The organism is Streptomyces sp. NPDC001153, from assembly GCF_053598315.1.
Window position 1 is genome coordinate 25,294 of record NZ_JBSFJZ010000071.1, and the last position, 11,152, is coordinate 36,445.

Below are 11,152 nucleotides of genomic sequence, written 5' to 3' on the forward strand. Positions count from 1 at the left end.
CTGACCGTGGTGTCAGCCGCATGTGATGAGATGACCAGACCTTGTTCGCCGCGTTGCCAGGAGAGCGTCTCGATGCCTGCTGCATTCCCTTCCCTGACGCGAGCCCTGGCCGAGGCCCTGGTCGATGTCCTCTGGTTCATCGAAGGCTGTGAAGACGAGCAAATGGATCCGGATGACGCCGTCAAGGTCCTGGAGGGCGTCGCCTACGTCGTGAGTAAACTGTCGCATGACCAGCAGGCCGAGTTCCTCGACCTGCTCGAAACCATGGCCCGCGAGGAGGACGATCCGTCTCGGCGGGCGTTCCTGGAAGAGTTTCCGGACGGCTTCGGACTCGTTGAGGACGCGGGCTGACCGGGGATCCTCAGGAGGCGAGCAGGACCCGCTTGCGCAGGAGTCCAAAGCCAGCACGGCCGAACATCTGGCGTTTGAGCATCTTGATCCGGTTGATGGCTCCTTCGACCGGGCCGGAGTTCCAGTCGGTAGTCAGGCCGGCGGTCACCGCGTCGAAGTCGCTGTTCAGGCCGGTGGCGAAGCTGCTGATGCCGGGCAGGTTGGCGCTGGTGGCCTCGATGATCCACTCGGGCAGGCGGGTGCCGCTGAGTGTGGTGAGCATCTCGGCGAACGAGCTGGTCAGCTCTGCGGCAGACGCCAGTTCCGGGCAGCGGTCGAGCACGGCCTTGCGGTGCAGTTTTTCCTCCTCGGTCAGGGTGGCGGGGTGCCGGGTGAGCCAGCCGGTCACCTGCCGAACCGACGGCGGTGGCGGGGCGGGCGTGAAGCCTTCCTGCTGTGGCAGGTCGCGCCGGATCCAGTCGCGGACGGTGGAGTAGTGGCCGCGGAAGCCGCGGCCGGTGATCTCTCGGTGGAGATCGAGGATGGTTACGTCCCCTTCGGTTTCGGCCCAGCGTTGGGTCAGATAGGGCTTGAACGGGTCGATTTTGCTAGGTAGTTGGCGTTTGCGGCCCTTGACCATGTCCTGCCAGCGCGAGGCGCGTGCGTACCGCTGGACGGTGTGCCGTCCCCAGCCGAGGTGGCGGGCAATGTGGCGAATGCCCATGCCTTGGTCGAGAAGTTCGTGGACGAGGGCGTGGTGGGCGTGGGCCCGTTCGGCGAACTTGCCGGTCGGGTCGTCCGTTTCGGCGTCCTGGCCGGGTGCCGCCTCGGCAGGCGTCTCCCATGCAGGCTCGGGTTCCGGGTGGGGCGGCGGCAGGTCGCGCAGGCAGGAGCGGTGGTCGGCGACGGTCTTCTCGACCGCGGAGGTGAGGTTCTGCCAGAGATGGAACCGGTCAGCGACCTGGAGGGCCTGGGGTGCGGCGGTGTCGGCCGCTTCGGCGTAGGCGCCGGCGCGGTCGCGGCAGATGACCTCGATTTCGGGATGGGCCGCGAGCCACGGGGCGAGGGTGGCGGCGTCGCGCTCGGGCAGCAGGTCGAGGACCTGGTGGGTCTCGGCGTCGATCACGACCGTTCCGTAGACGTGACCGCGCCGGAGCGCGAAGTCGTCCACGCCGACGGCACGGGGCTCCGTCGCCGCCGGGTCGGGCAGGTCCATAACCCGGCGCAGCAGCGTGGTGCGGCTGGTCGCGATACCCATGACCTGGGCGAGACGGGCACCGGCCCGACCGGCCAGGGCCAGCCCGATTGCGCCCATCGTCTGCCGTAGCCGCTCGGTGACCCGGCCGTAGCGGCGGGTCAGTCCCGGCACCTGCTCCACGAACGTTCGCCGACCGCATGCCGTGGCCGTGCAGAAGAACCGCCGGACCCGCAATACGAGTTGCGCGCTCCGTCCGGCAGCGGGCAGGTCTGGGGGAAACCGCAGATAGGAGCTGTGGACGCGTTCCGTCCAGTGGGCGCAGTCGGGGCAGGCAGCCCCGGTAGGCGCGCACCGGGCCTCGACGCGTATCGCCTCGCCGTCCGTGTGTATGGCCACAACGGCGACGCCGGGGACCGATGGGAACAACAACTCCTGCAACCGGGACAACACCTCGTTGACGGCCACCGAATGTCGGCCGTGTCACCCGCACGAGGAGCGATTTCGAGGCGACCTGCCCACCACCAAAAGGAAGATCAACAACTACAAAGCGTCACCGGCTCACGGAACCTGTGCCAGACCCCGGAAACAGCCCACTCGGCTATCGCAGCCACCGCCTGCGTCCTTCACCGACGTCCTGGTGAGCAGCGGCGACGCCCCGACGACACGCCGGACAAGATCACGCGAAGAGACCGAACACCATCACACGAACGGTGGGGCACTGAGGAAGTCTGACCAGCTAACGGATCAGAGGCGGCCGGACCGACACTACAGGACCGTCTCTGTTCTCAAACCCTCCTCGACGGCAGGGCCGCCCTCGCCTCATCCGGGAACGGGTGCGGGGGCGGCCCTTGGCCGTGTCATGGTGCGGCGCCACAGGGGGAGCCTCAGCTGGCGGTGCCGGCCAGACGACGCATGATCGTCATGAGGTCGTCGGGCGGGGAGAGCCTCATCGTCCGACTTTCCTGCTCGAAAAGCGTGATCGACGTCAGCGTGCCAGCACGCCACCAGAACACCCGGGGGGAGAGGCGTCCGGGGCCATCCTCGTAGGCGCCCTGCCCGAACTGTGCCAAGGCGTTGACGGCCTCGGCCACGTGCCTGTCGGCGAGCGGGTAGAACACGAGGTTGTGCCGGTTCGGGACGACCAGCAGCACACCCTCGTCCGGTATCTCGGGGCCGCCGGCGGCCCGCACCGCCTCCTCGAAGACGAGCACCTTGCTGGCCGCGAACACCGACTCCGGGTGGCCAAGGATGTGCAGGACCGCGCCACCAGGGAGATCGAAGGTGTCGTAGTTGACCGGCTCGCTAAGCAAGTTGGCACGCGCGGCGGCCGCGAGGATATCCCACTCCACGAGGGCCACGTCCTGGTCATCGAGGACGCGGACGTTGTCCGGGGTGTCGAGGGCGATGCCCGCCAGGAGGTCCGTGGCCAGCGATTGCAGGTAGCTGAACTGCCCTCGCGCTTCCTCGGGTATCGATTCCTCGGCGACCAGCCGCAGGTACACGCCGCGCAGGGCGTCCGGGACATTGCTGTGGTCGGTGCGGGCTGACAGGTCATTCATACGCGGTTCCTTGGAGTGTGCGGCCGCGGCGGGGTGCCGGGTACGAGTGGTCCGTCGAGCGGCTCACGGATGGAGCAGCACACCTTGATCAGATCACGCAGCCCTGCGACGCCGCACCGTGGTTCCAGCACCGCGATGTGCACTGGCCGACCGCCGGGTTCGAAGAACCGCCGCCCGGCCACCCGTCATGGCGTGGGCAGATTCCTCGCCACCGGCGAGGCGTACAGCCGCCCGGCCACCACAAAAAGGACACCAATCCCCGTCGCACCGAGGAGGGGCAAACTTGACGGCCTGGGCCATGTGCAGCGGGCACGAGGCCGATGGATTTCACGGGGTATGTCGGTGGATCTCAGCTCAGTGATCATCGCTGTGGCAGGCGTCGCAGGAACCCTGGGAGGAGCGCTACTCACCCAGCGCGGCTCCGAACGAGCGAAGCGCCTGGAGATAGAGCTCGTTCGAGACCATGAGGAGGTCCGCGAGAGCCGTTCGCTGCGGCGTACCTGCTACGTGGAACTCAACCGGGACGCTCGGCAGTTCACCACCGCACTCAACCGCCACCTGCACGTCATGAGGGAACGCGGCGTGGAGAAGGCCGACAGTGACGCACTTGAGGAGGCGAAGAACGCGCACCGCGATCGGTACTCCGAAGCACAGATGATCGCCCCAGAAGGAGTACTCAGGCGAGCGAGTGTCGTCAACCAAGCCCTGAACAAGGTCTACGGCCAGGTCAAGCGCCTCGAACGCGGTGCTCCCGAACCAGGCGAAACGATGGAGACCGCAGCACAGGCCCAGTACGAGGTCTGGGAGATGCTCCGAGCTATGAGAACCGCTATGCGCCATGACCTCGGTGTGTCGCATGAAGATTGAGGGCTGACACTCAGCGCCGTGCGGGCTCTCTTGTCTACCTCGACCAGCCGAAAAATGATCGAGGCCGAGGCCAAAGCGCAAGCTTCAACGTTTCCGCGGCGATTGGGAGGCTCGAGTGAGCCCCCCTGTTCCCCGATCCCGCCGACGCCTGCGCGTCCCCGCGCCCGACACAGCCGCTGCGCCCCGCCAGCCGGTCGATCAGGCGAACGTCGGCCCCCGCTGGGTCCGCCGGCGTGCCACGGGCATGAGTGCCACTGAGGCCGCGGCTGCTCGCCACCACCGGCGACGTCCAGGCCCGTAGGCCGACGCCGTCGCCCAGGACGAGCTCGCCGCCGACGCCGAAGACGAACGCGCGCAGCAACTGCAGGACGAGCAGCACCGCCAGGAGTAGGAAGCCGAAGCCGCCCGCCGCGCCGCGCTCGCCCCGGACGTCCTGCGCCGCGTCCTGGTGGGTACGCTGGCTCGTACCGGCCTGCTGGACTTGCTCAGCGTTGGTCGGACTCCTGGTCCGATCCAACGCATCGGCGCTCCCCACCTGAACTACCGGCACACCGACAAGCCGACCCCGTCCAAGCGGAAGTCGGCCCGCACCGCCTCGCACACCGGGGCGCTCTCCGACATGCGCAAGCACGGCCTGGTCGAGAACGGCGGCACCACCAAGGCGGGGGAGACCCTGCGGAACCTAACCGCCAAGGGCCTTCAGGCCGCCTCCTACGAACTGGGCCGCCCGGTTGCGGAGATGGGCTCCACTGCCCGCGGCGCGGGCTCCAGCGGCGCCTCACATCCGATGGCCGTCAACGAGACCGTCATCGCCATGCTGCGCCCGAAGCCGAACCTGGACCTGCTCACCAAGGAGCTGGCCGAAGCCCAGGCAGCCGCCCAGGCCGCTGTCGACGCACCCGACGGGGTCGGCACCATCGCGTCGTACTGGACCGAGGTTCCGCTGCCCGCGACGGGGACGTGGAACGCGCCCGGCAAGGGCGGTGCCCAGGCCGACATCGTGCTCACCGCCCCACAGGACGGGGTGCCCCTGCTGTTCATCGAGGTCGACAACTGCCACGAGACCGCGGAGGAGATCGCCGCCAAGCTGGAGAAGTACGCCCGCTTCCTCGAACGGAAGACAAAGGACACCGACGGGCACGAGCGCCCGATGTGGCGCACCCGCTGGCCGGTTCCCGCGGGCAGGCCCGGTGACGAGCCGCACCCGCCCGTCCTGCTGGTGTTCAACCGCATCGGCGCCCGCGACCCGAACAGGACCGTTCCGCGCCTGCTCGAGCTCACCCGGCACCTGTGGGCGGGCCAGCGGCAGAGCGGCGGCTACCACCTGTACGACAGGAAGATCCCGATCACCGCGACCGGGCTGCGGAACCTGCGCCGGCACGGCCCGGCCGGCTCGGTGTTCCTCCGCTTCGGCCGCGACCACATGCAGCCCCTGCTTCAGGCGATCGGCAACCCTCGCCGTGACGCTGCTGACGTGCGTGAGCGGGAGGCCGCCAGGGCCCGTCAGGAGGAGTACCAAGCTCAGCTGCGGCGCGCGGTGAGCAGAAGGCAGCCGAGCGTGAGGCCCGCCGTCCGGCTTGCGCCAACTGCGGGGCGAAGTTCACCGACGACCGATGGGAGGCCACGGTGGCGTACCCGAAACCGGGGCTACGGTGGCATCCGACGTTGTGCGGCGGGTGCGAGGACAGGGCCATCGAGGCCGCGAGCCGGGACGAGCGGCTGACACGCATCTGCAAGTCGTCCCCAGCTGACGAGCGCCCCGCTCGGGGCGCCTGGAGCTGCGCGATCGGCCCCCCACGCACGGCGGGCCGGCAGCGGACCCCGCCCCATCAGCGGACCCCGCCCCGAGGGTGGAGAACCGTCGGCTAGAGGAGCCCGTAGCCCCAGGTGGCCGCGCCCGCCAGGGCGATGATGGCGAGCAGGGTGTCGATCGCGCCCAGGATCAGCGCGACGAGCGCCGGGATGCCGCGGTCGTCGGACCACTTGCGGCCCATGGCCTGCCAGCCGCAGAACACCGCGACCGGACCGAGGACGATGCCCAGCGCGAAGAAGCCGGCCACCGCACAGATCGTCCCGATGATCCCGAGCGTCGCGCGGTCCGGCCCGGTCCGTCGCCATGTCCGACCACGTGACCGGGGGTACCCGCGTGTTCTGTGCCCGAAGCCAGCCATCATCAACTCCCTGGTCATCATGGACAGTTCGGCTTCGGTGTGCGGGTACCCCGGTTCACGGTCGGCAGACCTGCGCACGCAGCCCCCTCCGCAGCGCGCGCCGCGCTGACAGAGTGAGGCACCACTCTTACGGGCGGAGGGTACCTGCCGCCTTGGCGCAAGGCCCCTGCCGAGTGAGTCAGTTGAGGTGGTTGGCCACGAGAGCGGCGAACTCGTCGGGGGTGGCGAGACGGATGCCGAGGGTTTCTGCCTTGGTGCGTTTGGATCCGGCTCCTTCTCCGGCGACGACGAGGCTGGTTTTCTTGGAGACGCTGGAGGAGGAGCGGCCGCCGGCGCGTTCGATGAGCTCGTTCATCTGGTTACGGCTGAGAGCCTCGAGCGGGCCGGTCATCTTCCGGTGACCACGACCGTCATCCCGGTCAGCGGTCCGCCCTGCGCGTCGTCGGTCTGCGAGCCGCTCTCGGCTGCATCGCTGGCGGGAACGGGAGGGGTGGCGCCCGGCTCGGTCATGTTGACCCCGGCGGCGGTGAGTTTGTCGATGAGCGGGGCAAGTTCGGCGAGTTCTGCGACGATCGAGGGGGCCTTTTCGGTGCCGATGCCTTCGACCTGCTGCATGGTTTCCGCGTCTGCAGCGCGGATGGCGTCCATGGTGGCGAAGTGCCGGGCGATGCGGCGAGACATGGATCTGCCGGTGCCGCGGACGCCGAGGGCGCACAGCACCCGCGACAGCGGTTGGGCCTTGGCTGCGCTGATTGCGGCAAGAAGCTTGGCGGTGCTTGTCTCGCCCATGCGTTCCAAGGCCAAGAGCTGGTCGCGGGTGAGGGTGAACAGGTCGGCGAGGTCGGTGACGAGGCCGGTTTCCACGAGCTGGATGACGCGGGTGGCGCCGAGGCCTTCTATGTCGAGCTGGTCGCGGCCGGTCGCGTAGGAGAGGGAGGCGACGAGGTGGCAGTTGCGGCCGTTGGCGCAGCGCCAGCGCTGTTCGCTGGTGTCGATGCTGGCACCGCAGCGCGGACATATCTCCGGGAAGATGATGGGCTGTTCGTCGCCGGCGCGCAGGTGGGCGACGGGGGCTTCGATGCGGGGGATGACGTCTCCGGCCCGGCGGACCATGACGTGGTCGCCCAGGCGGAGGTCGCGGCGGGTGATATCGGCCGGGTTGTGGAGGGTGGCGTAGGTGATGGTGGAGCCGTCGATCTCGACGGGTTCCAGGACGGCGCGCGGGGCGATGATGCCGGTGCGGCCCACGTTCCACTCCACGTCCAGCAGCCGGGTGATCTTCTCGACGGCGGGCAGCTTGTAGGCGATCGCCCATCGCGGGGCCCGCGTCCCGGCTCCGGCGGACTGTTGGTCGGCGGCCAGGTCGGCCTTGATCACGATTCCGTCGATTCCGAATGGCAGCTCCGCCCGTACGGCAGCTATCTCCTTCACCCGGGCCAGGACCTCCTCGACGGTCTCGGAGGTGATGCCGGGCACGGCCGTGGTCGCGGTGGTGTTCACTCCCAACGCAGCGGCCTGCGCCATCAGGTCACTGTGCGCACGCTCGCCGAGCTGCTTCGCCAGGGTCGTATCGGTGTCGGGCAGGGCCAGCAGGCCGTAGCCGAAGAACGTCATCGGTACCGTGTAGGCGCGTTCCTTGGCGCGCAGGGTGCCTGCCGCGGCATTGCGCGGGTTGGCGAACGGCTGCCCGCCGTGGGCTGTACGAACCTCGTTGGCCTGCTCGAACTGGGCGGTGGTCATCAGCACCTCGCCGCGGACCTCCACTGTGACCGGCTCGGTCAGCTCGCGTGGCAGGCCCTCGATGGTGCCAATCGCGTGCGAGACGTCCTCACCGGCCGTGCCGTCGCCGCGCGTGATCAACTTGGTGAGGCGGCCGCGGGTGTATCGAGCAGCAATCGCCAGACCGTCGAGCTTGGGCTCGACACTGAAGCGTTCTACCTGATGGCCGATGCGCCGGGCCAGCGACGCGGTCCAAGCGGTGAACTCCTCGGGCGAGAAGACGTTGTCCAGACTCAGCATGGCCACCGTGTGCGGCACATCCCCCTCCACGGCGCCGCCGGCAACCTTCCCGGTCGGCGAGTCGGGCAGCACCTGATCGGGATGCGCCGCTTCCCATGCCGCGATGCCCCGCACGAGCCGGTCGTAGGTCTCGTCATCCAGCGCCGAGGTGCCGCTCGCGTAGTAGGCAGCCGAAGCGTTCACGGCGTCCTCGACGGCCTGCGCGTAGGCGGCTTCATCCACGATCACTGCTGCAGGTGTTGTCATGCCCGCCATCCTGCCCGCCGCCACTGACAACGCCGTCCAATCCTGCCCCTTCGGGACCTGGTGCACGTCGGTTCGGTGCACCAGGTGCGACCGCCGGACCCGCGCAGCGTGTTGCCGTGCACCGGGCACACCCCCCAGGGGACGTCGCACAGCTTCGAGTCGCGGGCGACGCGCGTACGGGCGAGGTCGCTCGCGGTCTCGCCGAGCGCCTCGGCGGCCTGCGCCACCCGAGCGGCGGCGTCGTATGAACTGCCCGGCGCGCTGCGGCCTCTGCACCCACGTGCCTAGAAGTGCTCGCCGCGGCGCGGGTTCACGTCGACCCCGATGCCGGGTACCCACAGGCTTCCGTCGTCACCTGCGCTGATGTCCCAGGCGGTCACCTCGTCGGGGCACGTGGTGCCACGGGCCCGCAGATCGGTGATTGCCACGCGCGCGAGTGCGGCGGCCGCCGTGGGGTCCGTCTCGGGCAGGATGGTGCGCCACCACTGGTGCTCGTCGACGTCCTGCCAGCCCCGTGCGCGCATCTCGGCTGCACGCTCGGGGGTTTGCTCGTGGTCGCGGTCCTCGATGGCGAGGTGGAACTCGGCGCCGGTGTCCGACGGGTTGTAGGACACGATCATGGTGCGTCCCCAGTCCCGTGCCGCCCAGAGCTTGAAGCCGACCCAGTCGCCGGGGGCCTGCACGGGCATGTGCTCCGCCCAGGAGGCGAGCATCCCGGCCAGCCGCTGCTCAGCCGACGCCCAGTCGAAGGCTGCCGCGTGCCCGTTGAAGGTCCACCCGTGGTTGTGGCCCGGGCCCTGCCGGTCCAGCTGCCACGTGTAGGGCAGGCGGCCCGCGTCGAAGTTCCAGAACTCGTCGCGGGCGAAGGTGGCCGCCGGGTGGGCGGACAGGCTCGCTTCGCTGTGGGTGCCGGACAGCAGCAGCGTCCGCTCTGGGGTGTTCCAGCGCACGCTGGGGCCGTGGGTGGTGCCGCCCAGGAGTGTGGGCTGGCCGATGCGCGTCACGATGGCCTCGTACACCGGCCGCAGGGCCTCGCGGCGCTGCACCAGGCTGCTTCCCCCTGCGTGCGTCAGGATCGTGAGTGGCCGGTCCAGCTCGGCGTCTTCGTGGGTGAGGAGGCGTTCTGCGATATCGGCCGCATTCTCGTGGACGGTCCTCGTGGAGTGTGTCATGACGATCATCCTGGCAGCCGCCTCCGACATTCCCTCCGACGCATTCGCCGCCGGTTCCGACCCCCGCCTCCGAACTTTAAGGAACAGACCGTCCACCGCCACCAAGAGCCAAGAGGTGGCCGAGCGCCGTACGGACAGTGCGGGACGGCGCGGCGCTGCCCCACCCCACGGCGCTTGGCTGAGGCGCCGGTCTGTTCCTTAAAAGTTCAGTGCCGACCCCGGGGGCGGTTGTCAGTGGGGGCTGGCACACTCTCTCCCGACGACATTGCCCCCGAGAGAACGGCACGCCGCGCGGTGACGGTCGCCGTCGCGTTCGGCCGTGCGACGCGCGCCGCTGACCCTGCTGTGCATGAAGTCGACTCGCGGCTGTACGCCTGCTTACTCCGACGCAACCCTTGGATTTACTCCTTGGCTTCAATTCAAGGGTTGATACCTTGGGTTCATGCCAAGCAGTGAGAAGCCTCGCCTCATCCCGACCGGCAAGTGCTGGTGCGGCTGTGGGAAGGACGTCGGCCTGGGCAAGTTCTTCGCCGCCGGCCACGACAAGATCGCCGAAGCAGCGCTCATGGCCCTCAAGTACGACGGGTCCGTCGCTCAACTGCTCCACGCCCACGGCTTCGGCTCGCACCATTCCGTCCGCCATGCCGCCGTCACCGATCCGGACTGCTCATGGGAGAAGTGCGCCGACTGCAACTACAGCGGCGCCCCTGCCAGCATCGCCAACCACCGCAAGAAAGATCATCCCGACCGGCATGTCCTCGCCCAGGCGATTCGCGCCCTCGGCGGCACCTGGGATCCGCAGCGTGCCATCAAGGCTCTGGGCGACCACGGTCACACGTGGGAAGACCAACGGGCAGCGGAGAAACGGGTCCGGCAGATCCTGCGCGACCTGTGCGTGGACGGGCTCATCGTCAAAACCGACCCTCAACGGGCTGTCTACGACCTCGTTCAGGAGTAGAGCCGGGGACCCGACGGTACCCAACCGACACAGATTGCCTGGCGCTACCAGGTCCCATCGCCCTTGGCCGCTTTCCCCGTGATTCCCCGCTGTTCCCCGCTCTATCTGGTGCGCTTGTGGTGCGGCGGTCGCGTCCTCGCCTGGTGTCGCCGACTCGTCGGCTTCGCCGTACAGGTTGGCGCGTAGGCGCTCCTTGGCCTTTTCTAGCCGTGGGCCGTAGTCAGGCATGAAGATCTCGCTCAGCGTCTTGTCCAGCGTTCCTGAGATCGCGTAGATCGGTGACCAGACGGCTCGGTCGTGCACGATCCCCTCGAGGTCGTCGGATCGGAACATGACTTGGTAGAGCCAGTCCGACAGCACGAACGCTTGATCGCGCGTGAGCCGGATGGTGATCGCTTCCTCGTCCACGCCCTCAACCTAGCGGCCTCGAATCGAGATGACTTCTTAGTGGGCGGTTCGTAAGGCGATGTCCATTTCTGGCTGAGGTGGGGGCAAGGACGCTGGTGGAGGTTGTGTCGGCTATTGCTTCCTGGCGAGGTTGCCGGTGCCGGCCTCGGTGAGGATGCCGAGTTTGACCAGGCGTTTCAGCTTGGCGCGGGTGCCCTCGACGTTTTTCGCCAGCAGTTCGTGGC

The 11,152-nt window shown here is 68.6% G+C and carries 8 protein-coding genes and 1 pseudogene; 4 read left to right on the plus strand and 5 right to left on the minus strand.

The genetic code is table 11. From position 1 onward, the window contains the following. Positions 1–72 precede the first annotated feature (72 nt). On the plus strand, positions 73–351 hold the full coding sequence (locus tag ACWDEN_RS44425) for a hypothetical protein (RefSeq protein WP_450863704.1): 279 nt from the start codon (positions 73–75) through the stop codon (positions 349–351). Positions 352–361: 10 nt separating this feature from the next. Here ACWDEN_RS44425 and ACWDEN_RS44430 read toward each other — a convergent pair whose 3' ends face one another. Both ACWDEN_RS44430 and ACWDEN_RS44435 read right to left on the minus strand, forming a co-directional pair. Beyond that, positions 362–1,993 carry an ISL3 family transposase gene (locus tag ACWDEN_RS44430; RefSeq protein WP_450863706.1) on the minus strand — a complete coding sequence of 544 codons (1,632 nt, stop codon included), beginning with the start codon at positions 1,991–1,993 and terminating at the stop codon, positions 362–364. 419 nt (positions 1,994–2,412) lie between these two features. Continuing rightward, positions 2,413–3,087: a hypothetical protein gene (locus ACWDEN_RS44435; RefSeq protein ID WP_450863708.1), complete on the minus strand. Its 675-nt coding sequence runs from the start codon at positions 3,085–3,087 to the stop codon at positions 2,413–2,415. A 336-nt stretch (positions 3,088–3,423) separates the two neighbouring features. Between ACWDEN_RS44435 and ACWDEN_RS44440 the strand changes: the two genes are divergently transcribed. Then, positions 3,424–3,954: a hypothetical protein gene (locus ACWDEN_RS44440; RefSeq protein WP_450863710.1), complete on the plus strand. Its 531-nt coding sequence runs from the start codon at positions 3,424–3,426 to the stop codon at positions 3,952–3,954. A gap of 481 nt (positions 3,955–4,435) precedes the next feature. Beyond that, positions 4,436–5,677, plus strand: coding sequence for a replication-relaxation family protein (locus tag ACWDEN_RS44445; RefSeq protein WP_450863712.1), 1,242 nt, complete (start codon positions 4,436–4,438; stop codon positions 5,675–5,677). Positions 5,678–5,819: 142 nt separating this feature from the next. On the opposite strand, the gene ACWDEN_RS44450 is transcribed toward ACWDEN_RS44445, so the two are convergent. The 3 genes and pseudogenes from ACWDEN_RS44450 to ACWDEN_RS44460 form a co-directional block, all read right to left on the minus strand. Further along, positions 5,820–6,125 carry a small hydrophobic protein gene (locus ACWDEN_RS44450; protein ID WP_450863715.1) on the minus strand — a complete coding sequence of 102 codons (306 nt, stop codon included), beginning with the start codon at positions 6,123–6,125 and terminating at the stop codon, positions 5,820–5,822. Positions 6,126–6,303: 178 nt separating this feature from the next. Further along, positions 6,304–8,390: pseudogene (gene ligA, locus ACWDEN_RS44455) on the minus strand (NAD-dependent DNA ligase LigA). A gap of 284 nt (positions 8,391–8,674) precedes the next feature. After that, on the minus strand, positions 8,675–9,562 hold the full coding sequence (locus ACWDEN_RS44460) for a hypothetical protein (protein ID WP_450863713.1): 888 nt from the start codon (positions 9,560–9,562) through the stop codon (positions 8,675–8,677). 442 nt (positions 9,563–10,004) lie between these two features. On the opposite strand from ACWDEN_RS44460, the gene ACWDEN_RS44465 reads away from it, so the two are divergent. After that, positions 10,005–10,520 carry a hypothetical protein gene (locus tag ACWDEN_RS44465; RefSeq protein ID WP_388767868.1) on the plus strand — a complete coding sequence of 172 codons (516 nt, stop codon included), beginning with the start codon at positions 10,005–10,007 and terminating at the stop codon, positions 10,518–10,520. The last annotated feature ends 632 nt before the right edge of the window (positions 10,521–11,152 follow it).

Coding starts and splice junctions, on each gene's coding strand:
- ACWDEN_RS44460 (WP_450863713.1), bottom strand. CDS start 9,562: ATGACACACTCCACGAGGACCGTCCACGAGAATGCGGCCGATATCGCA.
- ACWDEN_RS44425 (WP_450863704.1), top strand. CDS start 73: ATGCCTGCTGCATTCCCTTCCCTGACGCGAGCCCTGGCCGAGGCCCTG.
- ACWDEN_RS44435 (WP_450863708.1), bottom strand. CDS start 3,087: ATGAATGACCTGTCAGCCCGCACCGACCACAGCAATGTCCCGGACGCC.
- ACWDEN_RS44465 (WP_388767868.1), top strand. CDS start 10,005: ATGCCAAGCAGTGAGAAGCCTCGCCTCATCCCGACCGGCAAGTGCTGG.
- ACWDEN_RS44440 (WP_450863710.1), top strand. CDS start 3,424: ATGTCGGTGGATCTCAGCTCAGTGATCATCGCTGTGGCAGGCGTCGCA.
- ACWDEN_RS44450 (WP_450863715.1), bottom strand. CDS start 6,125: ATGGCTGGCTTCGGGCACAGAACACGCGGGTACCCCCGGTCACGTGGT.